The 21,102-nt window shown below is 69.7% G+C and carries 24 protein-coding genes; 12 read left to right on the forward strand and 12 right to left on the reverse strand.

Going from position 1 to position 21,102, the window contains the following annotated elements; genetic code table 11:
• Position 1 precedes the first annotated feature (1 nt).
• Complete coding sequence (locus tag CI785_RS14790; protein ID WP_157940286.1) at positions 2-226, reverse strand: hypothetical protein; 225 nt, start codon at positions 224-226, stop codon at positions 2-4.
• A gap of 444 nt (positions 227-670) precedes the next feature.
• Between CI785_RS14790 and CI785_RS14795 the strand changes: the two genes are divergently transcribed.
• The 9 genes from CI785_RS14795 (at position 671) to CI785_RS14835 (ending at position 7,213) form a co-directional block, all read left to right on the forward strand.
• Positions 671-1,399: a GAF and ANTAR domain-containing protein gene (locus tag CI785_RS14795; protein WP_105032860.1), complete on the forward strand. Its 729-nt coding sequence runs from the start codon at positions 671-673 to the stop codon at positions 1,397-1,399.
• On the forward strand, positions 1,396-1,686 hold the full coding sequence (locus CI785_RS14800; RefSeq protein WP_105032861.1) for a hypothetical protein: 291 nt from the start codon (positions 1,396-1,398) through the stop codon (positions 1,684-1,686). The genes CI785_RS14795 and CI785_RS14800 overlap by 4 nt, the downstream gene beginning before the upstream one ends.
• A 65-nt stretch (positions 1,687-1,751) precedes the next feature.
• A complete protein-coding gene (locus tag CI785_RS17200; RefSeq protein ID WP_157940287.1) occupies positions 1,752-2,048 on the forward strand; it encodes a hypothetical protein in 297 nt (98 codons plus the stop codon).
• A gap of 154 nt (positions 2,049-2,202) precedes the next feature.
• Positions 2,203-2,487 carry a hypothetical protein gene (locus CI785_RS14810; RefSeq protein ID WP_157940288.1) on the forward strand — a complete coding sequence of 95 codons (285 nt, stop codon included), beginning with the start codon at positions 2,203-2,205 and terminating at the stop codon, positions 2,485-2,487.
• A 107-nt stretch (positions 2,488-2,594) separates the two neighbouring features.
• A complete protein-coding gene (locus CI785_RS14815; RefSeq protein ID WP_105032864.1) occupies positions 2,595-3,782 on the forward strand; it encodes a Gfo/Idh/MocA family protein in 1,188 nt (395 codons plus the stop codon).
• Positions 3,779-4,933 (forward strand): dihydrodipicolinate synthase family protein, encoded by a 1,155-nt coding sequence (locus CI785_RS14820; RefSeq protein WP_105032865.1) that lies wholly within the window; start codon positions 3,779-3,781, stop codon positions 4,931-4,933. The genes CI785_RS14815 and CI785_RS14820 overlap by 4 nt, the downstream gene beginning before the upstream one ends.
• A complete protein-coding gene (locus CI785_RS14825) occupies positions 4,894-5,820 on the forward strand; it encodes a sugar phosphate isomerase/epimerase family protein (RefSeq protein ID WP_105032866.1) in 927 nt (308 codons plus the stop codon). Before CI785_RS14820 ends, CI785_RS14825 begins: the two co-directional genes overlap by 40 nt.
• A 9-nt stretch (positions 5,821-5,829) precedes the next feature.
• Positions 5,830-6,219, forward strand: coding sequence for a nuclear transport factor 2 family protein (locus CI785_RS14830; protein WP_105032867.1), 390 nt, complete (start codon positions 5,830-5,832; stop codon positions 6,217-6,219).
• Positions 6,220-6,319: 100 nt separating this feature from the next.
• Positions 6,320-7,213, forward strand: a complete 894-nt coding sequence (locus CI785_RS14835) for an SRPBCC family protein (RefSeq protein ID WP_105033223.1) — start codon at positions 6,320-6,322, stop codon at positions 7,211-7,213.
• Positions 7,214-7,418: 205 nt separating this feature from the next.
• On the opposite strand, the gene tsaD is transcribed toward CI785_RS14835, so the two are convergent.
• From tsaD to alr, 5 genes are read right to left on the reverse strand one after another with little or no spacing between them, the layout of a single operon-like run.
• A complete protein-coding gene (tsaD, locus tag CI785_RS14840; RefSeq protein ID WP_105032868.1) occupies positions 7,419-8,519 on the reverse strand; it encodes a tRNA (adenosine(37)-N6)-threonylcarbamoyltransferase complex transferase subunit TsaD in 1,101 nt (366 codons plus the stop codon).
• The gene (gene rimI / locus CI785_RS14845) at positions 8,516-8,980 is read right to left on the reverse strand and encodes a ribosomal protein S18-alanine N-acetyltransferase (RefSeq protein ID WP_105032869.1); all 465 of its coding nucleotides are present in this window, start codon (positions 8,978-8,980) and stop codon (positions 8,516-8,518) included. The genes tsaD and rimI overlap by 4 nt, the downstream gene beginning before the upstream one ends.
• Positions 8,977-9,651: a tRNA (adenosine(37)-N6)-threonylcarbamoyltransferase complex dimerization subunit type 1 TsaB gene (gene tsaB / locus CI785_RS14850; RefSeq protein ID WP_105032870.1), complete on the reverse strand. Its 675-nt coding sequence runs from the start codon at positions 9,649-9,651 to the stop codon at positions 8,977-8,979. Before tsaB ends, rimI begins: the two co-directional genes overlap by 4 nt.
• 9 nt (positions 9,652-9,660) lie before the next feature.
• A complete protein-coding gene (tsaE, locus tag CI785_RS14855; RefSeq protein ID WP_105032871.1) occupies positions 9,661-10,206 on the reverse strand; it encodes a tRNA (adenosine(37)-N6)-threonylcarbamoyltransferase complex ATPase subunit type 1 TsaE in 546 nt (181 codons plus the stop codon).
• Positions 10,190-11,362, reverse strand: a complete 1,173-nt coding sequence (gene alr, locus CI785_RS14860) for an alanine racemase (protein WP_105032872.1) — start codon at positions 11,360-11,362, stop codon at positions 10,190-10,192. Before alr ends, tsaE begins: the two co-directional genes overlap by 17 nt.
• A gap of 65 nt (positions 11,363-11,427) precedes the next feature.
• Here alr and CI785_RS14865 point away from each other — a divergent pair, with 65 nt between their 5' ends.
• Complete coding sequence (locus tag CI785_RS14865; RefSeq protein WP_420808251.1) at positions 11,428-12,006, forward strand: GIY-YIG nuclease family protein; 579 nt, start codon at positions 11,428-11,430, stop codon at positions 12,004-12,006.
• A gap of 44 nt (positions 12,007-12,050) precedes the next feature.
• Here CI785_RS14865 and CI785_RS14870 read toward each other — a convergent pair whose 3' ends face one another.
• Positions 12,051-13,223 (reverse strand): carbohydrate kinase family protein, encoded by a 1,173-nt coding sequence (locus CI785_RS14870; protein ID WP_105032873.1) that lies wholly within the window; start codon positions 13,221-13,223, stop codon positions 12,051-12,053.
• A 100-nt stretch (positions 13,224-13,323) separates the two neighbouring features.
• Between CI785_RS14870 and CI785_RS14875 the strand changes: the two genes are divergently transcribed.
• The gene (locus CI785_RS14875) at positions 13,324-14,691 is read left to right on the forward strand and encodes a family 4 glycosyl hydrolase (RefSeq protein WP_105032874.1); all 1,368 of its coding nucleotides are present in this window, start codon (positions 13,324-13,326) and stop codon (positions 14,689-14,691) included.
• On the opposite strand, the gene CI785_RS14880 is transcribed toward CI785_RS14875, so the two are convergent.
• From CI785_RS14880 to CI785_RS17205, 4 genes are all read right to left on the reverse strand, one after another.
• The gene (locus CI785_RS14880; protein WP_105032875.1) at positions 14,649-15,449 is read right to left on the reverse strand and encodes an aldolase/citrate lyase family protein; all 801 of its coding nucleotides are present in this window, start codon (positions 15,447-15,449) and stop codon (positions 14,649-14,651) included. The two genes, CI785_RS14875 and CI785_RS14880, sit on opposite strands and share 43 nt — an antisense overlap.
• Before the next feature lie 228 nt (positions 15,450-15,677).
• Complete coding sequence (locus CI785_RS14885; RefSeq protein WP_105032876.1) at positions 15,678-16,403, reverse strand: hemerythrin domain-containing protein; 726 nt, start codon at positions 16,401-16,403, stop codon at positions 15,678-15,680.
• Between the two features lie 362 nt (positions 16,404-16,765).
• Positions 16,766-17,275 carry a GNAT family N-acetyltransferase gene (locus tag CI785_RS14890; RefSeq protein WP_105032877.1) on the reverse strand — a complete coding sequence of 170 codons (510 nt, stop codon included), beginning with the start codon at positions 17,273-17,275 and terminating at the stop codon, positions 16,766-16,768.
• Positions 17,275-17,418: a hypothetical protein gene (locus CI785_RS17205; RefSeq protein ID WP_157940289.1), complete on the reverse strand. Its 144-nt coding sequence runs from the start codon at positions 17,416-17,418 to the stop codon at positions 17,275-17,277. The genes CI785_RS14890 and CI785_RS17205 overlap by 1 nt, the downstream gene beginning before the upstream one ends.
• 306 nt (positions 17,419-17,724) lie before the next feature.
• Between CI785_RS17205 and CI785_RS17590 the strand changes: the two genes are divergently transcribed.
• Positions 17,725-19,587, forward strand: a complete 1,863-nt coding sequence (locus tag CI785_RS17590; protein WP_105032878.1) for an HNH endonuclease signature motif containing protein — start codon at positions 17,725-17,727, stop codon at positions 19,585-19,587.
• Positions 19,588-19,711: 124 nt separating this feature from the next.
• Here the strand turns inward: CI785_RS17590 and CI785_RS14900 are convergent, their stop codons facing one another.
• On the reverse strand, positions 19,712-20,917 hold the full coding sequence (locus CI785_RS14900; RefSeq protein ID WP_105032879.1) for a GGDEF domain-containing protein: 1,206 nt from the start codon (positions 20,915-20,917) through the stop codon (positions 19,712-19,714).
• Positions 20,918-21,102 lie beyond the last annotated feature (185 nt).

The raw sequence follows: 21,102 nt of genomic DNA on the forward strand, positions 1-21,102 counted from the left end.
GTCAGAAGGGCAGGACAGGGTCCGGGCTGGCGTCCTGGGTAGCGAGCTTCACGACATCGTCCAACGGCAGCTCGGCGACCTCGGCGACGACGTTGATGTCCTCACCGTGGCTGAGGGCTTCGGAGACTGCCTCCTGCAGGACCAGCTCGGCGCGGTCGAGCTCGAACTCGACGTCCTCCTTATCGGCCGCTGCAACACGGATCTTCTGCAAATCATCATTCGTCATGGCGCTGAGGGAACCTCACACTTCGCGGATCGGCGGCGTGACGCAGGCGCATCCGCCGTCCGCTGGTGCCAGGGGGCAGAGCGGCTGCGGCCTCGTCGGGACCATCGTAACCAGACCTGCGCCCGCGCGGGCGGAAATATGCGCGACATCCCGGCGACGCCGCGATGAACGGCCCGTCGCCCTCCGCCACCTGCACCGGCCGGCAACACCTGCCTCCACGCGGCGTGAGATCTTGTGGGAGGTGGAGCGTCGCCGGATCGGGACGCCGCCCTTGCCCGACCTGCTGCACGATGACGCGCCCGGTGCAACAGCCCTGCCACGTCCATGCGGGATGCGCTTCCGCACGGCTAGGATGAGTCCAGCGGATCGTCGGTAACGCGATCGAGGTCTAGCAGAAGGCCCGTGGCGCCAGGATCAGATCTGGCTTGATGTTCGAGGCTACTGATGGACCCATATCCCCCATCCAGCGAGTTGGGTACGACGCTCGGCCGAATCCGGGGCCTGGCACTCACGCAGGAAACAGCGCAGCACGCGGTCGACCTCCTGGCGCGGATCACGCAGGAGACGACGCCGAATGCCTTCGGCGCGGGCGTCTCCCTCATCCACCAGGCACAGCGGGTCAGCGTGGGAGCGACGGACGACCTCGTGCGCCTCGCCGACGACCTCCAGTACCGCCTGGGTGAGGGGCCATGCCTGACGGCGTGGTCCGCCCGCGGACCGGTGATGGTCGACGACACGAGCACCGACCAGCGTTTCCCGCGGTGGAGCGCCGCCGCGGCGGATGCCGGGGTGCTCTCGTGCTTCAGCGTCCCCCTCCTGCGCGGACGCGACTCGATCGGTGCCATGAAGATCTACTCGACGATGCCGGCGACGTTCGGCGATGCGGACCGTGCCCGCCTCGCAGGGATCGCCGTTGCCGCCGCGGCACTGCTCGGCCACGTCCAGACGTCGGAGACATCGACCCGGATCAGCAGTGAGCTGCGGGAGTCGCTGCGCTCACGCGACCTCGTCGGTATCGCCAAGGGGATCCTGATGGAGCGGGAGGGCCTGAGCGAGGCCGAGGCGCTCACGGCCCTGACCGTCCGCGCACGCACCCGGGGTGTCCCCTTCCGCAGGCTCACCGCGGACCTCGTGAGCGACCACGATGCGTCGGAGCGAACGGAACCGTCATGATCTCGTTCCCCTATGCGGAGGAACAGCGGGCGATGACCAATGCCGCCATCGCGGAGTCCGGCTTCTCCGTGGGCGAGGTGTGGCTGCGCTACTTCTCCCTGAGCGGCGATGTGGACGAGTACGAGGTCGAGGCGTATCTCGCCGGGCTCATGCCCATGCCCGCGCTCGAGTGCGATGTGCTCGCCCTGGCGGTGAACGAACTGATCGACGACCTCCCGCCGAGGAGACGTGCGCCGTTCAGCGACGAACTGCTCCAGGCCCACGCAGCGTCCGACGGCGCAGGGTAGCGCCGGCTGCAGGGCGAGCGCTGGCGGCACGTCAGGTTGTCGGACCTGCTGCATACCCTCGGTGCATGGCAGAACGACCGGGATGGCACGGCATCCCACCCAGCGCCGACAGGTACGTCCCACCTCTTCAGCTCGACGCGCCTGCGAGCGGTGTCGTCGAACCGCAACGCTCCCCCGCGCTGTGGGTCGACCTCGACTATCCCGACGGCTCCCGGCGCACCATGAAGGGTTTCGCGATGGCCTGGACGGACACGGCGGTCCTGGCGCAGTGGATCGAGTATTCAAGGGCGCGGGAGGCGTGGGTCGATGCCGGGCACTGCCGGCGTCGGGCTCTGAAGCCGCTCGCGTCCCACGCCGCCTGACGAGTTCCCTGCGCGTCGAGTGGGACCTCGGCCCGGCCCCCCACGAGGTGGGCCCACCCCACGGTCCCGACCTGCCGACGCCGGGCCATGCCGCCCTCGTACAGTGGTGGGATGACCCGGCCCGCATCCTGCGCCACCCCTTGGGCGTGCCCGCATGCGTAGGGTGGCCGGATGGCACGGGGCGCCTCCGACGACCCATGGATTCGTCCCACCGCTCCAGCTCGAGGCACCCACCCGCGGGATCACCGAGTCGGCATCGCCGGCACCGGCACTGTGGGTCGAGCTCGAGTACCCGGACGGCGCCCGGCAGACCGTGCGCGGATTCGCGATGGCGTGGACCGATGCAGCGGTGCTGGCGCAGTGGATCGAGTTCTCGATAGCCCGCGAAGCCTGGGTGCGTCCGGACCAGTGCACTCGCCGCGAGCTCCCCCGCAATTGACCACCGGAGGCTGCCGCCTCCCCCTTATTGCCCCTCCCTGCTTCTTCCCCTACACTCTCGGTAAACGCTTTCCAATCGAGCGGTACCGCCGGAATCTAGGAGCATCAATGTCGACGAAGACAATCGGGATCATCATGAACGGCGTCTCCGGGCGCATGGGCTACCGGCAGCATCTGGTCCGTTCCATCCTCGCGATCCGCGACCAGGGCGGCGTGCTCCTCTCCGACGGGACCCGCGTGCAGGTCGAACCGATCCTGGTGGGCCGCAACGAGGCGAAGCTCGCCGAGCTCGCCGCGAAGCATGGGATCGAGCACTACTCCACCGACCTCGACAGCGTCCTGGCGGATCCGACCTGGGAGGTCTACGCCGACTTCCTGGTGACGAAGGCACGCTCCGCCGCCATCCGGAAGGCCATTGCCGCAGGCAAGGCCATCTACACCGAGAAGCCCACCGCCGAGACCGCGGCCGATGCCCTGGAGCTGGCGAACCTCGCCGAGGCGGCCGGGATCAAGAACGGCGTGGTGCACGACAAGCTGTACCTCCCCGGCATGCAGAAGCTCAAGCGCCTCGTGGATTCCGGGTTCTTCGGCCGCATCCTCTCCGTGCGCGGCGAGTTCGGCTACTGGGTCTTCGAGGGTGACTGGCAGGACGCGCAGCGCCCCAGCTGGAACTACCGCGCGGAGGACGGCGGCGGGATCGTCGTCGACATGTTCCCGCACTGGAGCTACGTGCTGGAGAACCTCTTCGGCAGGGTCGAGTCCGTCTACGCGCGGGCCGTGACGCACATCGACGAGCGCGTCGACGAGCAGGGTCATCCTTACCGCGCGACCGCCGACGACGCCGCCTACGCCGTCTTCGAGCTCGAGGGCGGCATCGTCGCACAGCTCAACTCGAGCTGGACGGTCCGTGTGAACCGCGACGAGCTCGTGCAGTTCCAGGTCGACGGCACCCACGGCTCCGCCGTCGTCGGGCTGTTCGGCTGCAAGATCCAGCCCCGCAACGCCACGCCCAAGCCTGTGTGGAACCCCGACCTCGAGGACACCCACGACTACGACGGCGACTGGATGGACGTTCCCACCAACGAGGTGTTCGAGAACGGCTTCAAGACACAGTGGGAGGACTTCCTGCGCCACGTGCTCGAGGACGCGCCGCACCCGTACGACTTCCTCGCAGGTGCACGGGGCATGTACCTCGCGGAGCAGGGCCTCGAGAGCTCCCGCTCGGGGCGACGCCTCGAGCTGGAGGACGTGCGCACCACCGTCCTCCCCCGCGAGGAGGCGGACTCGCTGGCATGATCACCCTCGTCGATGCGGCGGGGGCCACCTCCGCCGTCGAACTCAACCCTGCACCGTCGTTCTCGAAGCCGGCCGTCCCGCTGGCCAGCCGGACGGTCTACGCTGCAGCGCATGTGGTCCCCCGCACCACGGCCGAGAACGTCCCCGGGGCGCCGGCCGACCTGGACTGGGACGCGACCCTCGCCTTCCGCCACCACCTGTGGTCCTGGGGACTGGGCGTCGCTGATGCCATGGACACCGCGCAGCGGAACATGGGACTCGACGCCTCCGCGACGCGCGAGCTGATCTCCCGCAGTGCTGCAGAAGCGCGGACCGTCGGAGGCGCCCTGGTGGCCGGCGTCAACACCGACCACGTCGGGGAGTCCGTCATCTCCCTCGACGCCGTCATCGATGCCTACAAGGAGCAGCTCCACTTCACCGAGGATGCGGGCGCGTCCGTGGTCCTGATGGCGAGCCGCCACCTCGCCCGCGCCGCACGGACGGCGGAGGACTACGAGCGTGTCTACTCGGAGGTCCTGGCCGCCGCCGGGGCACCCGTGATCCTGCACTGGCTCGGCAGCGCCTTCGATCCCGAGCTGGGGACCTACTTCGGGGCCGCGGACACGGAGGTCGCATCCTCCACGCTCCTGAAGATCATCGCCAACTCCCCCGACAAGGTGGCCGGCGTCAAGATGAGCCTGCTCGACGCCGACTCCGAGCGGTCCGTGCGCGCACGGCTCAACGAGCCCGCCCGCATGTTCACGGGAGACGACTTCAACTACGTGTCCCTCATCGGTGGGGACTCCTCGGGCTATTCGGATGCCCTGCTCGGAGCCTTCGCAGCCCTCGGCCCGCACGCCTCCGCCGCGGTCCAGGCCCTCGACGCCGGTGACGGCGAGGCCTACGAACGGATCCTCGGTCCGACCGAGGCGCTCTCACGCCAGATCTTCGCGGCACCCACGTTCTACTACAAGACGGGTGTGGCGTTCCTCAGCTGGCTCAACGGCCACCAGGCCGGCTTCTCCATGGTGGGCGGGCTGCACGCCGCGCGCAGCCTGCCGCACCTGTCCGCGATCGTCCGCCTCGCCAATGCGTGCGGAGCCCTCGAACAGCCCGAGCTGGCCCGTGACCGATGGCACGCGCTGCTGGGCACCTGCGGGGTCACCCCGTGACGACGCCGGATCCACGGTTGTCCATCAACCAGGCCACGATCAAGTACGCGACGCTCGAGGAGGCGCTGAGGACGACGGCGGACGCCGGCATCACCAGCATCGGCCTGTGGCGCGACTCCGTGCAGGCCGCCTCCCTCGTCGGGGCCGCACGGCTCCTCGCCGACTCAGGGCTCCGCTTCTCCAGCCTGTGTCGTGGCGGATTCTTCACCGTCCCCGAAGGCCGGGCTCGCAGGGCCGCGATGGACGACAACCGCAGGGCCATCGAGGAGACCGCCACCCTCGCGGCCGCGGGAGCCTCAGGCTCGGCGTCGGTCCTCGTGATGGTGGCAGGCGGCATCCCGCAGGGCTCGAAGGATCTCGTGGGCGCCCGCTCCATGGTGCAGGACGCCCTCGCCGAACTCGCGCCGGAGGCACAGGCGGCCGGAGTGACCCTGGCCCTCGAGCCGCTGCACCCCATGTACGCCTCGGACCGCGCCGTCATCTCGACACTGAAGCAGGCGCTCGACCTCGCCTCCCCCTTCCCCTCCTCGGTGGTGGGCGTCGTCGTCGACACGTTCCACGTGTGGTGGGATCCGGAACTGTCGGAGCAGATCGGCCGGGCCGGCCGGGAGGGCCGCATCGCGAGCTACCAGGTGTGCGACTGGGCGACGCCCCTTGCTGCGGACGTGCTGCTCTCGCGCCACTACCCCGGGGACGGGGTCATCGACTTCCGCGCCATCACGGCCGCCGTGGAGGCCACCGGGTATGCCGGTGACATCGAGGTGGAGATCTTCAACCAGGAGATCTGGGACACCGCGCCCGCCACCGCGATCGCGCGCACCATCGAGGGGTTCGAGGCGAACGTGGCAGCCCACCTCCGAGGTCCGGGCGCCGTCGTCGGCCGGTAGCATCGGCGCATGGAGTCTACAGAGGTGGTCCGCCGGTACTGGCAGTCGGTATGGAGCAGGGATTGGAACGCCGTGGGACATACGCTCGCCGAGGACGTCGAGGTCTTCTGGCCCGTCACGCGCGAGATCATCCGCGGCAGGGACAACATGGTGGCGGTTAATTCCGAGCACCCGAACGGGTGGAGCATCGACGTCCTGAACGTGTACGACGCCGGGGACGTCGTCGTCTCGGAGGTCCAGGTCCCGCAGGAGGACGTCGGGATCTTCCGTGTCGTCTCGATCTGGACGGTGGACGACGACGTCATCACCTCGGGCCGCGAGTACTGGACCCTGTACGGCGGGGAAGAGGGGCGCGACTGGCGACGCCGGTATGCGAGCGTCGGGGACCTGCCCTCCTGACTTCACGGGGACGGTGCTGGTCACAGCCCGGTCCGCACCATAAGCTAAGCATGCTGATGATGCGATCAGTGACCGTATCCCCAACCCTCAGGGAGGCATGATGAGCACGAAGGTCGAAGAAACCGTTGTAGTGAATCTTCCAGTGACGACCGTGTACAACCAGTGGACGCAGTTCGAGGAGTTCCCGCACTTCATGGGCGGGATCAAGCAGATCACCCAGCTCAGCGACGACCGGCTCGAATGGGTTGCCGAGATCGGCGGGATCCGCCGGCAGTGGGAGGCCAAGGTCCTAGAGCAGGTCCCTGACCGCAAGGTGTCCTGGGCCGCCACGGAGGGGGCGACCAACGCCGGCTCGGTGTCCTTCGAGGACCTGGGAGGCATCACGCGCGTCAACCTCGTCCTCGAGTACGAGCCGGAGGGCCTCGTCGAGAAGGTCGGCGACAAGCTGAACGTCGTCGAGAACCAGGCGAAGGCCGACCTCCAGAAGTTCAAGGAGTTCATCGAGTCCGAGAGCTACGCGACGGGCGCATGGCGCGGTTCCGTAGCGGGCACGGGCACCACGGGCACCCCCACCGCCGAGGACGCTGCGGAATCGCGCGGTGACAGCGGCAAGGCCGGCGTGTCGGGCAAGTTGGCCGCCGGAGTCGGAGTGGCAGCGGCGGCTGCCGTGGCCGGAGTGGCCGCAGCGGCTGTCAGCAAGAAGAACGAGTCGGACGAGACCGTAGACGCCGTAGAGACCGTGGACACCGTGGACACCGTGGACACCGTGGACACCGTGGACACCGTGGACACGGTGGACACGGTGACCACGACGAACGCTGCGCCCCTCGTCCCCGAGAACACCCCGATCGTGGACGAGGTGGACGCCATCGACGTCGATCCCGTACCTGCCGTGGACGGCGTCCCGGGAACGGGCGTCCCGTCCGAGAGTCAGGGCTTCGAGAACGACCCGTTGGTCGACGGTGACCCGACGGACCGCCGGGGCACTCTCTAGGCATCACATAGGTGATGCAGCGGGCCGGACTCCCTAGGGAGTCCGGCCCGCTGTCGTTCCGTCTCCAGGATCCCTGACACGTCCCCCGCCCCGAGCGCTCGAAGAGCTGGAGGGCTTGGCGACGGTCGAGCAGCCGGCGACCGCCATGCTCCCGCAAGCAGGACCGGACAGCGCGCCCGGCGCCGGTACCTGCGCTCGGCGGGAACTAGGCCCTGCCGTCCTCACCGGACGCGAGCACGATCTCCGTGACGGGCAACGAGGGGTTCGTGCCGAAGGACACTCCGCTCGGGGCGCGACCCTCCATAATGATCTGCGCGCCGAGCGCAGCGACCATGGCTCCGTTGTCGGTGCAGAGCGACGGCGCCGGGACCGTCAGGGTGATGCCCGCGGCTGTGCACCGTTCTCCGGTCAGTTCGCGGAGCCGGCGATTCGCGGCCACGCCTCCCCCGAGCAGGAGTTCGGTGATGCCGTGCTCCCGGCAGGCGAGCACGGCCTTCGAGGTGATGATGTCCACCACCGCCTCCTGGAAGGAGGCCGCGATGTCCGCCACGGGCACCTCCATCCCCGCTGCCTCGTACTGCTCCACGCTGCGGGCGACGGCGGTCTTGAGACCGCTGAAGGACCAGTCGTACCGGTGCGGGCCCGGTTCCTCCGCCGTGCCCATGTACTTCGGCTGGGACAGGCCGCGGGGGAACCGGATGGCCTTCGGATTCCCCTCTCGCGCCAGCCGGTCGATGACGGGACCGCCCGGATAACCCAGGCCGAGGATGCGGGCCGTCTTGTCGTAGGCCTCGCCGGCGGCGTCGTCGATCGTGGATCCCAGCAGTTCGACGTCGCTCGCGATGTTCCCGATCCGCAGGATCTCGGTGTGCCCGCCGGACACCAGGAGCGCACCGAGGTTCGCGGGGAGCCCGTCGGCGAAGGTACCCCCGAGCATGCCGACCCCGACGTGCGCCACGAGATGGTTGATGGCGTACAGCGGCTTCCCCGTGGCGACGGCGAGGGCCTTGGCGGCCGATACCCCCACCATGAGCGCGCCCGACAGCCCCGGACCGGCCGTCACGGCGATCGCATCGATGTCCTCGAGTGTTACGCCGGCGTCGTCGAGGGCCGTGCGCAGGGTGGGCACGAAGGCCTCCAGGTGAGCGCGCGAGGCGATCTCGGGGATGACGCCGCCGAAGCGCACGTGCTCGTCCATCGAGGAGGACACGGTGTTGGTCAGCAGTTGCGTGCCGCGCACGATCCCGACACCGGTCTCGTCGCAGGAGGACTCGATGCCGAGCACCAGCGGTTCCCCGCGCATCATCGTGTTCCTCCGTCCGCGGCCAGGACGAGTCGCATCACCCAGGCGTCCACGCCGTCGCGGTAGTACCTCTTCCGGGTGTGGATCTTGACGAAGCCGAACCGCGAGTAGAGCTCTTGCGCTCGCGGGTTGTCCGCGCGCACCTCCAGCATCACGGTCTCCGCGCCGCGACGCCGTGCCTCGTCGAGCAGTTCGGTGAGCAGGGCGCGTCCGATCCCCTGTCCCTCGAAGCGCGGCAGCACGCCGATGGTCTGGATGTCCGCCGTCGTGTCGATGACCATGACACCGGCGTAGCCCACGGGGACGCCGTCCACCTCGGCCACGATGTACCGCCGCGTCTCGGGCTGGAAGAACTCGGTGTAGAACATGTCGAGCGGCCAGGCGTCGGTGGGGAACAGTTCGTCCTCCAGCCGCCCGATGGTCTCGATGTCCTCGAAGGTGAGGCTGCGCAGGGTGAAGCTCACGCCGTCGCCCGCTTCCGTGGCCCTGGCACCTTGGCATCGGATTCGCGCAGGTACAGCGGCGCGGTGTCGAGGAGCGGCTCGCCCGCGAGGAGGCGCAGCCGGGCGACGCGGGCGAGGGATGCCGCGTCGGGGTCCGACGTCGTGAAGGCCGGGAGCCCGTCCAGGTCATCCGGGTACAGGCTCGCGGCGCGTCCCGCGAGGGGCTGATCCTTCGGCAGGCTCGCCGCGGTGCCGACGTGCGGTCCGTCGAGGAGTTCGGGCAGTGCGTCCCCGGCTGCCCGGTAGGCGGCCCAGTAGACCTCCCCGCGGCGCGCATCGGTGCCGACGAGGAACGCGCTGCCGGCCTCGACGGCCTCGCCGGCGACGGCATCGAAGGCCAGGGCGTCCAGGCTCAGGACGCCGAACAGCGGGACGTCCCAGACGAAGCCGAGGGTCCGGGCCGTGACCAGTCCCGCGCGCAGCCCCGTGAAGGGACCGGGGCCGACGCCGGCGACGATACCGTCCAGGTCCGCCCCCGGAACGCCCGCATCCGCGAGGATGCCCTGCACCGCGGGAGCGAGGACCTCGGCGTGGGAGCGGGTGTCCGCGCTGCCGAACCGGCCGACGACGACGTCGTCACGCAGGAGCGCGACGGTGGCCGCGGCGGAGGTGTCGAGGGCGAGAAGGAGCACCTGTCCAGCCTAGTCGAGCAGGAGCGGGGGTTGCCGGGCGTGCCAGCGCGGACCGAAGCCCGCGAGGGTGACGGTACGCACCTCGTCCTCGCCGTCGTCGTCGAACGCGGTGACCGGTCCGCCGGTCGCGGCGGTCTGCAGGACGCCGACCGGCCGGAGGATGTCCACGCGCAGCCAGCTGTCGCTGAGGTGCTCCACACGGCCTGCTCCCCATTCGACGACCGTGACGTTCGCTGCCATGCCGGCCTCGAGGTCGAGGTCGTCCACGGCGGCCGCACCGTCCAGGCGGTAGGCGTCGACGTGGACGAGGCCGGGCCCGCTGCCGCCGGCGGCATGCTGGCGGACGAGCACGAAGGTCGGCGAGATGATGCGGTCCGTGACGCCGAGACCACGCCCGAGCCCCTGCGTGAACGTCGTCTTGCCGGCACCCAGCTCACCGGACAGGACCAGCAGGTCCGCCGCGCGCAGGTGGGGGGCCAGAGCGGCGGCGAGGGCCTGCAGCTCGGCGGCCGATCCGACCTCGTGCACCACCGTCCACTCAGGCAGGACGGTCATCACGCGCCTCCTGCGCTGCATCCACGTACACGCGTTCCACGCGGCCGCTGATCCGGGTGACCACCTCGTAGTTGATCGTCTGGGCCGCTGCCGCCCAGTCCTCCACAGGGGGTGCATCGGTGCCGCCGAAGAGCACCGCGCGCTTGCCGAGCGGGCTCTCCGGTGAGCCGACGAGGCCCGTGGTGCCGAAGTCGATGACGAGCTGGTCCATCGCGATGCGCCCCACCACCGGGTAGATGCGGCCCCCGACGAGGACAGGCGCTCCGGTGGCGATGCGCGGCACTCCGTCGCCGTAGCCGACGGGGATGAGTCCGAGCGTGGTGGGCTTCTGCGTGCGGTAGGCGTAGCCGTAGGAGACGCCCTGTCCGGCGGGCACCTCCTTGCAGTTCGACACGGTGGTGCTGAAGGTCATGACGGGCCGCAGGCCGAGGTCGGCGGAGCCCTGGTCGGAGAAGGGCGAGAGGCCGTAGATGCCGAGGCCCACGCGTACGAGGTCGAAGTGGCAGTCGGGCCGCGAGAACGTGGCAGGGGTGTTGGCGAGGTGCCGGACCTCGACGTCGATCCCGGCGTTCTCCGCGGCGGCGACGGCCTCGCGGAACGCCTGCACCTGCAGGTCGGTCTCGGGCCGTGCGGGCTCGTCCGCGACCGCGAGGTGGGAGAAGATCCCGACGACGCGGATCAGCCCCTCCTCCTGGTGGGCGACGGCACGGCTGAGCAGCGAGTCCCACTGCTCCGGTGGACACCCGTTCCGGCCGAGGCCGGTGTCGATCTTCAGGTGCACGATGGCGGGGCGCTCCAGTTCGCGGGCCGCCGCGACCACGTGGTCGAGTTCCCACCCGGAGATCCCGAGGTCCAGTCCGTGCTCGACGCCGGCGGTGAAGTCGGTGCCCGCGGTGTGCAGCCACGCGAGGATGGGAGCCTCGATGCCCGCTTTCCGCAGGGCGACGCCCTCGGCGATGTGGGCGACGCCGAGCCAGGCGGCTCCCGCCTCCAGCGCGGCCCGGGCCACGGGGACGGCGCCGTGGCCGTAGGCGTCGGCCTTCACCACGGCCATGACCCGGGCGGGGTGCGCGACGTCGCGCAGGTGCCGGATGTTGTGCCGCAGGGCGTCGAGGTCGATCTCTGCAGCGCGTTCGGAGGAAGTCACCCGTCCCATTCTGCCAGCTTGGTCGCCGTCATCATCGCTTGCCTGTGCCCGGGGAAGGGGGAACAATCGAAGCCGTGTTCGATTCCCTGCCCGCCGGTCCGGGGTGCGTGCTGCCCGACGACGACGGGCAGACGTGCGGCAGGGAGACCGGCGAAAGTCCCTTCCCGCTGTGTCCGGCGCACGTGGCGGTGGTCGCCGAGTGGGCGGAGGGCTCCTGGGGCGTCACCGACCTGCTGCCGGCGCCATGCGCGGCGTGCGGCTCACGGGTGGGTGTGCGGTATCCCTCCGGCTGGGTGTGCGCCGCATGCGAGTGGCGGGTCGGGGACGTCCTCGACGACGGCCTGCCGCCGCCGCGCGTCGACGTCGTCTACTACCTCCGGTTCCGGGACCGCATCAAGATCGGGACGACGGCGAACCCGCGGCAGCGGCTGGCCAGGATCTGGCACGACGAGGTCCTCGCGTTCGAACGCGGTGACCGGCTCGTCGAGCGACGTCGGCACGAGCAGTTCGCGGACTCGCGCCTCGACCGCTCCGAGTGGTTCGAGGCGGCGCCGGAGCTCGAGCAGCACGTCGGGCGGCTCGCCGCGGGCGTCGGAGACCCCTGGGCGCTGTACGCCCGCTGGCTCGGAGAGGCTGCTGCGCTACGCGGTTGACGGCCCGGAGCCCCGGCTCGCCGGCGGTTCCCGGCGACATCCCATCAGCGCGAGCAGTTCTCCCGGTCACTCGCCGACTCCTCGGCCGTCCCGTCCATGTCCCCACCGACGTCGGACGGGCGGAACGAGGGCGACGCGTCGGAGTGGCGGGCGATCGTGGCCGTCGCCCGGCGCACCGCCTCCGTGGGGACGTCCGACACCAGGTCCTCCAGAAAGGCGTACCGCCGCACCCACTGCCGCCGGATGCCGTCACGGCCCGCGTTGACCGAGTGCCACCAGTCGGCGATGTCGCCCCATCCGGGTGCGGCCAGGGAACCGCCCACGTGCTGGACGGAGAGTGAGGCGCAGAGATTCGCGAAGCGGAGGCGGTCGGCGAGCGGGAAACCCGCGAGGTCGCCCATGACGAACGCCGCCCCGAAGCAGTCGCCCGCCCCGGTCGGGTCGTAGGCGGACACGGGCAGGGCCGGCACCCACTCCTCCTCACCGGTCTGCGAGTCGATCGCCATGGCGCCCTGCTGCCCGACCGTCACCACGGCCACGGGGACGCGGTCAGCGAGCGCGTACAGCGCGGCCCACGGATCATCGGTGCGGGTGTAGGCCATGGCCTCGGCGGCGTTCGGCATGAACGCGTGGAAGTGGTCGAGCGTGGCCAGAGTCTCGGGTGCCCACTCCCCTGCAGGGTCCCAGCCCACGTCGCCGAACAGCTTGGTGCCATTGGCCGCGGCAGCCTTGGCCCAGGGCTCCACCTCGCGGTCCAGGCTGACGATGGCAGCGCGGCACGACGGCGGCGCACCGATCAGTTCGGAGGCCCGTAGCGGAGACGCGTGCCCGTGCGTGATCATCGAGCGGTCCTGATGCACCGAGAGGGAGACCGTGACCGGGGAGTGCCACCGCCCGAACACGCGCGACCGCGAGAGGTCCACGTGCTCCTGGTCCTGCAGCACGTCCCAGTTGAACTGGCCGTACCCGTCGTCGCCGAAGGCAGCCGCGAGGGTGGTGCGCAGGCCCAGCCGGCTCGCGGCGATCGCCTGGTTGGCGATCCCGCCCGGCCCGGAACCCATCCCCTCGGTCCAGACCTCCGTGCCCGGCGACGGCAGCTGCTCGAGGCCCGTGAAGATGATGTCGAAGAACACCTGGCCGGCGAGGAGGAGGTCGAATTCGGGCCCGTCCGGGCTACGGGTGGCCGCCAGCGGATCGAAGCGGTGCTGTTGGAGCATGTACGGCAGAATACGTGCAAGGCGCCGGTCGCGCAGCGGCTGTGTCGCCGAGGAACCGGTCGGACGCCCGATCACGGCGCAAACGGAAGTGGGACGAACCATGCCCGAGACGGTGGGACCCGGCGCACGCCTCGTCATCGTGGGCGGCGGGGGCTTCCGCGTCCCGCTGGTCTACCGTGCGCTCGCCGACGGTCCCTTCGCCGGGCTCGTGTCCGACGTCGTCCTGCTGGACGCCCGGCCCGAGCGGGCCCACGCGATCGCCCGCGTGCTCGACGCCGTGCCGCTGCACGGGGAGCATCCCGCGCCGTCGGTGCGGGTGGAGGACAGGCTCGAGGATGCGCTGCAGGATGCCGACATCGTGTTCGCGGCGGTCCGTAGCGGCGGGGCGGAGGGGCGGGTCCTGGACGAACGCGTCGCCCTGTCCGCCGGGCTGCTCGGCCAGGAGACCGTCGGTGCCGGCGGCATCTCCTACGCCCTCCGTTCCATCCCCGACATGATGCGTGTCGCCACGGCGATGCGCGCCGTCGCGCCGGACGCCTGGCTCGTCAACTTCACGAACCCTGCCGGGATGGTCACCGAGGCGCTCGCCGCCGTCCTGGGACACCGGATCATCGGGATCTGCGATTCGGCGTCGGGCCTCGTCACCCGTGCGGCACGGGCGGCACGCGTGGACCTGCGCGGTACGCTCGCCGGCGTCGACTACGTGGGCCTCAACCACCTGGGGTGGCTCCGCAGGCTCGACGACGGCGGGACCGACCGCCTCCCCGCACTGCTCGACGATCCGGTGCGCCTCGCGGGCTTCGAGGAGGGACGGCTCTTCGGTCCCGACCTTCTCCGGGTGCTCGGCTCCCTGCCCAACGAGTACCTCTTCTACTACTACTTCCATCGGGAGGCCCTCCGCTCGATCGGCGGTGCGGACAGGACGCGCGGGGAGATCCTCCGCGACCAGCAGCGGGATCTCTACCCGCGCCTCCTCGCCGCCGATGCCCCGTTCGCCGCGTGGGAGGCCGCGCGCCGCGAGCGTGAATCGGGATACCTCGCCGAGGCCCGCTCGGAGGACGAGGAGCGCGACGAGGCGGACCTCGCCGGCGGCGGCTACGAGCGGGTGGCCCTGCAGGTGATGCGGGCGTTGCTCACGGGTCGGCGTGCCGAGCTGATCCTCAACGTGCGCAATGGCCAGACGTTCCCCGGGCTGCCGGAAGAAGCCGTCGTGGAGGTGCCGTCCACGGTCGATGTGAACGGCGCCCGTCCCCTGCCCGCGGCGCCCCTGACGTCGCACCAGCTGGGACTCATGTCCGCGGTCAAGGCCGTGGAGCGGGACACGGTCCAGGCGGCGGTCCACCACGACCGCGATGCCGCCCTGCGCGCCTTCGCGGGGCATCCGCTGGTCGACTCGTTCCACGCGGCCGCGAGGGCGCTCGCGGGCTACGAGGAGGCGTTCCCCGCGCTGCGGGCGTCCTGGGTGTGAGTCGATCGCCTGGACCGCACCCGCCGGCGCACGTCCTCGACCCCGAGGGTCACCAGTGCGGCGTCGGTGGTGGCGGCGATCCACCGGAAGCCGGCCGCAGCGAGCAGCACCGCCCGCTCGGGGGTGCCGGCGTAGGCGCCGGCGGCGATCCCGGCATGCGTGCAGGCGCGGGTGATCCGTGCGAGAGGTGCGTCCTCGTTACCGTGCGACGCGAGGAGGTGGTCGACGTCCGTCCCCAGTGCGAGCGACAGGTCGAACGGGCCCACGAAGATCATGTCGACGCCGGGTACGGCGGCGATCGCGTCGACCGCAGCGAGCGCGGCAGCGGTCTCGATCATCACGGCGCACAGCGGTACCGCGTGCCTGCCGCCGTCGGAGCCGGGGCTGTGGACCGGATCGCTGCCCGGCAGCGGCCCCCAGCTGCGTCCGCCATGGGGTGGGTAGTGGCTTGCTGCCACCGCTGCCTCGGCGTCGGCAACGCTGTCCACGAGGGGCACGACGACGCCGTCGGCTCCCGCGTCGAGCGCCCGACCGATCAGCGCGGCGTCGTTCACGGCGACGCGGACGAGCATCGGTGCCGCTCCCTCCGTCCGGTGACCCAGTGTGTCGCGGAGGGCGCGGTCGTCGAAGTGCCCGTGCTGTGCGTCGAGGCCTACCCAGCCGACGCCCGATCCTGCCAGCGCAGCGGTCAGGCGCGGTTCGCCGAGCGTGGCCCAGACGCCGAGGAGTGGATCGGGGACGGGTGTCGTGGCACTCATGCGCCCATTGTGTCCCGGAAGTGCATCCTCGAGCGCGATCGCCGTCCGCTTTCGGCCCGACTGCTTCGGCCCTGTCCCGTCAGCGGTGCGGCCGCACCGGAGCGTGGCGGCCGCGGGTGGTCACCTGCGGAGGGATGATCGGCTCCACCGAGGCCCTGATGTCCGGGGCCTCCTTGGCCGCGCCGTCGGGCGCTCGGCCGTTCCCGACCGCCCGGCTCACCGAGTGGGCTAGAGCGTCTCAGGGATGGCGCGTCCCGGGAAGAGCGTGGAGTACTGTCGCCGGTACATCCTGCGCCCGATGAGGCGGTAGGCGAGGCGGACCGGCGGTGGGATCTCCCTGAGGAGATCCTTCTGGTCCGCCGGCGGATTCGTTGCCAGCACCATCCCGAGGTTGCCGACCAGGAAGTTCTTGTCCAGCTGGTTGATCCCGTGCTGCCCGGCTCCCTTGAACTCCCGCTCGGTCAGCACCCGGTCCACGACCGGCATCACCTCCGTGACTTCGCGGCGCAGGTGCACCTGAAGAACGGTGCACAGGTCCGTATAGCGCTGGGCGAGGTCGTCCCCGGCCTCAGCGTCCGCCGTGGTCATCCAGCGCAGGCGGACGGGCTCGATGGCCTCGAGGCGCTGTGTGACCTGCCGGTGGTGCTCGAGCATCTGCTCCACGTGCAACGCGCACGCCGGTGCCCGCTCCGCCAACTGCGGGTACATGAGCACGTCCTCGCCCTCGTGGTGGAGGTGGAGCAGCTTGTCGAAGTTCCCGAGCACCTCGCCGACGTACTCTGCTCGGGTGGTATCGTGCGGCTGCACGGATCGCACCAGGCCGGGCGCCTCGTCGTACGCCCACAGGAAGAACCGGTGGATGCGGCGCATCGTCGCCGACCCGGTGCACAGGACCGGCCGGTCCGGCAGCGGAGCAGCAGTCTCGCCGGGCTGCATGGTGAAGAAATCGGTCATCGGACTACTCCTGACGGAGATCGGGTGAGACCTGGACCCTCCCCGGGCATCATGCTAACTTTCGCGTTCATGTCGCACAACGGCTCGGGTCGGCGGACGGGGTGGCCCTCCGGCACGATCGTGGACCAACCGCTGATCCCGCCCCGGCTCAGGTCCGGCGGATCGCGCCCGCAGCTGTTCGGACCCACCCTGAACGGGCGGGGTTGTCCACCGGGCAGGATGGCGGCCACCGCCGTCCCACCCCTTCCGCATTCGGATGCGTCCGCCGTCGCCCCACCCGTCCGAACCGGCGTCGTCATCGGCGGGGCAGGAGGACGACCGCCGTCGTCCTTCCCCTTCCATGTTCCGGCGGTGAGCCGGCCTCAGAGGAACCGATGCATGATGTGGAGGCCGGTCGGTCCCGCGGACGGGTGCACGAATGCGCCGGGCACGGTCCCGATGATCGAGAAGCCGAGTGAGATCCACAGGGCGACGGCCCGCTCGTTCGTCTCCACGACGGCGTTGAACTGCATCGCGGTGTAACCCGCTGCTCGCGCTTCGTCGAGCACGTGTCCTGCGAGTGCCCGGCCCACACCCCTGCCCCCGGCATCGGCGGCGACGAGGAAGGATGCGTTGGAGACGTGTGCGCCGTTGCCGCCCCGATTGGCGTGCAATTGTGCCGTACCCACCACACGGTCGGTGCCCGCCTCCACGGCCACGAAGACGACGAGCGTCGGATCGGACCCGGACGTACCGGGAAGCCATTCCTGCCGTCCCGCGGTCTCATCGATGGATGTGTCCCAGCAGTAGGTCTCGCCGGCTCGGGCAACCGGCTTCATGATGGCCCAGATGCCCGGCCAATCGTCCGGGGCGGCTTCTCGGAATCGCAGCATCAGGTGTCCTTCGGGTCTCGGACCGGCTCTCCGTCGAGGAGCCGATCCAGGTGTTCCGTCCTGACCGTCTCGGGCAGGGAGATGATGTGCGTCAGCCGGGCCAGGTCCCAGGAACAGACCTGGCCATCCGATGCCGCACCCATCCACATCACCCTGCCAGAGGCCTGAAGGAATCGGAGTCTTCGAGAGGTGGAAGAGTCTCGGTCGGGTCGGAACGTCCGCCGCCTCGTCCTTCCTGCACGATTCAAGCAGAACAACGCCCTGGAGCGCCGCCGGAGGTGCGGTGGTGCGGTGCAATGGTCGCCTTCCCCGATTCCCTCAGGGATTTGGTCCGAGGTGCTGAGCCGGTCAAGGAAGCGGATTGTCCGGGAAGGGAACGTCCGGCAACGAGTTGTCCACATAGCGTTCGATGAGCATCAATAGTACATAGATCCTAATAAAGTCGAGTCATGTCACTCGCGCTCGTGGACCCCGCAGCCGGCATGCAGGACTCCCTGACCTCCCTCGCACCGAGGTTGACCATGGTGGGGCAGCGATTCGCCGCCGAGGCGGATCTCCTTCCGGTGGCCGAACTGGTGGCGTCGCTGGCAACAGTGGAGGCCCTCGCCCGCACGGTGGAGTACCTGCAGGTTGTGGGAGCGGCCGCCGCGGAACGGCAGCACATCACGAACGTCGCGGAGAGTTCAGCGCCGCTGTCGTGGTCGAGCCCTGTCTCGACGGCCGGCGACACCGATCCACGGGAGCAGGCCGAGTTCAAGGACACCGCCGACTTCCTCCGGGCTCGGCTTCGTATCACCAGGGTCGAAGCCCGACGGCGGGTGCGACTCGGACTGGCCGTCACGGAACAGCCGACCCTGACCGGCGACCGGTGTCCGCCGCGCTACGGGGTGCTGGCAGCAGCATTCCGAGCCGGCGAGGTCGGAGCATATGCAGCCACGCAGATCAGCAATGGTGTGGATCGGGTCCGCACAAGTGCCACACCGGCAGCAGTGCGCGCCATGGAGGACAATCTCACAGCCCAGGCCATCGAAGCCGATGGCGACCTACTTCAAACAGTGCTGCGTCGGTGGGAGTCTGTACTGGATCCGGACGGTGCCGAACCCACGGAGGAGACGCTGCGAGCTCAGCAGGGCGTCTTCCTCAGGGGGAGGCGACGCGGGTTGCAGCGGCTCGAGATAGCGGCTGATGACGAGCAGTTCGAGTACCTCGTGACGGTGATGAACACCGCCGCCAATCCCCGATTGAGGTCAGATCACCAGGGGCAGGGCAAGGATGCCGTAAGCCCTCACTCGGGTTGTTCCGAGGCTCATGACCGTGCTGAACCCGATTCTGCACCCGCGCCCGCCACCGAGATCCTGGCCGGTGACCCTGCTGGACCGGGATCCGTCCCCATGCCGGTCCAGGAGGCGCGAACAATCTCCCATGACGCGGGCGCCGATTCGTTCGAGAGGAGAACGCGTCCTCAACTCCTGCTCGACGGGCTCGTGGGAGCCTGCCAGGTCGCCCTCGCGACCGATACCCTGCCTGCGACGGGTGGTCATCGTCCTCAGGTCATGGTCACCATCGACTACCGGTCTCTCGTCGGACAGGTGCAGCAACGAGTTCACCACTGGGCGGGAAGCACCTACGGCGAGCACGGTCGGAGGAACGAGACCCCCGGCGAGCCAGGAGTGGACAGCCGGTCGCGCAACGCCAGTGCCCTGGCTGAAACCATCGGCTACCCCGACAACCCGGGTACATGGCCCGGAGGGCACAGCCCCTCGCGCGATGTGGGCGCCCCACCCGAAACCATCGGATACCCCAGCACCGTTGATGTCGGGCGCGAGCATGTGGGAGAGTCACGCTCCTCGACCGGCGAAACCTGGCACCGATCGGCCGTCGGCCCTGGGGCGGGCCATAGCGTCTTCGGTGGTCCCATCAGTGCGCGGGTGGTCAGGAAGATGGCCTGCAATGCGGACATCATCCCGATCGTCCTGGGTGGTCACGGCGAGATCCTCGATGTCGGCCGCGCACGTCGTCTTTTCGGGGTGGCTCAGCGACGGGCCTTGGTTGCACGGGACAAGGGTTGTGCCTTCCCCTCCTGCACCATCCCGGCGGTCTGGACCGAAGCGCACCACGTCACGCCCTGGATGGACGGTGGACGAACAGACATCTCGAACGGGTGCCTGCTCTGTTCTTTCCACCACCGGCTCGTCGAGCAGGGAAACTGGACCATCGACGTGAGGAACGGCATCCCGTGGTTCACTCCCCCGGCCTATGTCGATCCCCGGCGGGTGCCACGTCGCAACGAGCACAGGGAGCTACTGTGCTGACTCTCGACGGTCCACGGCGGACGGCGCAATGTCGAGACGACCGACGCGACGCGACGACCGACGACCGACGCGACGCGACGCGACGCGACGCGACGCGACGCGACGACCGACGGTGAACGCGTACTCAGACGCTCACTGAATCGTCAGGGGTGTCCGTCGAGGAGCCCCGCTCCTTCTCAAGGGCGGGCCCGATCGCCCGCATCGAGCGGTCCCGACCGCTGGCCTTCGCTGCATACAGCGCGCGATCGGCAGCAGCTATGGCGGCGTCGAGGTCGTAGTCGACGGCCTCGATCGCAACGATCCCGTAGCTGACGGTCGGCAACTCGAAACCCCCGGGAGTCGAGTAACCCCGGAGAGCCATGCTTACATCCCGGGTGATGTCCTCGCTCCTGCCCACCGAGGCGCCCGGCAACAGGAAGATGAACTCCTCACCGCCGTAGCGCCCCACGAGGTCGGTGGACCTCACCGTCTCCGTGCATGCCTCGGCGAAGGCTTTCAGAACCGCGTCTCCGGCGGCATGTCCGTGGGTGTCGTTGACGGACTTGAAGTAGTCGAGGTCAGCGAGGATCAGCGTCCCCGGACGGCCCGTGCGCTCCAGACGGTCCGCCTGGGTAACGGCGACGTCGAGGAAGCCCGATCGGTTGAGCAGGCCTGTCAGCGCATCCCGATCCGCGCGTGCCCGCAGATCGGTGGCGATCTGCTCCGCGCTCAGCGCCGCAGCACTGAACGACACGACGACGAGCAGGAGCATGGTGACCAGAGTCGTGATCCCGGAGCCGAAGAAAGTGGTGAAGAGGTACCCGTTCTGACCACCCACCACGAATGCGATACACCGTGCGAGATAGAGGACCGCGAGGAACCCGGAGGCCATCGCCAGAGGAGCCTGCACCTTGCTGTAGCTGCTTGGTAGACGCCATAGTTCCCAGGACGCGAGGCCTATGGTCAGCGACATCATCCCGAGCAACACGGCGCCGCCGGACCATGTGTCGGTGGCCGGATCGCCCAGGAACGACGCAAACAGCGTCAGCAGCGGCGCTGCCGCCAGTTGGAGCCACGCCGGCCTGCTCGTGCGCAGCGTTCGCGCTCCCGCCCAGACGCTGACCGTACCCATGACCAGCAGGGTATTTCCCAGTGGGTTGGCCCATACCTGATGGACCGTGCCGTCCAGCAGGAACGCGGAAGTCCCAGTGAAGAAGAACCCGATGGCCGCGCACCACCAGGCACTGTAGGCCGAGCGGGTCTGGCGGAACGAGACCGTATAGAACAGGACGAGGAGGGTGATGGCGATGGCGCCGAACGCTATTCGCAGTGTCGTGATGTCCAGGGTCATGCCGTTGTCGCCACCTCGTTCTTGCCGGGTCCCGCTCCTGATACGTTCGGGTCCAGCCGCCTTCGGCGGCGGGACCTCATCTCCTCAGGGAAGGGCATTCGGCCCAGTATGGCCGAGGGGAACGAGCGGGTTGCTCCTCCGGCGCCAGTCCTGTCGGAACCCTTGCACAGTCCTGCCCCAGGCCT

Origin of the sequence: Arthrobacter ruber (assembly GCF_002954225.1) — a bacterium.
GTDB lineage: Bacteria > Actinomycetota > Actinomycetes > Actinomycetales > Micrococcaceae > Arthrobacter_D > Arthrobacter_D ruber.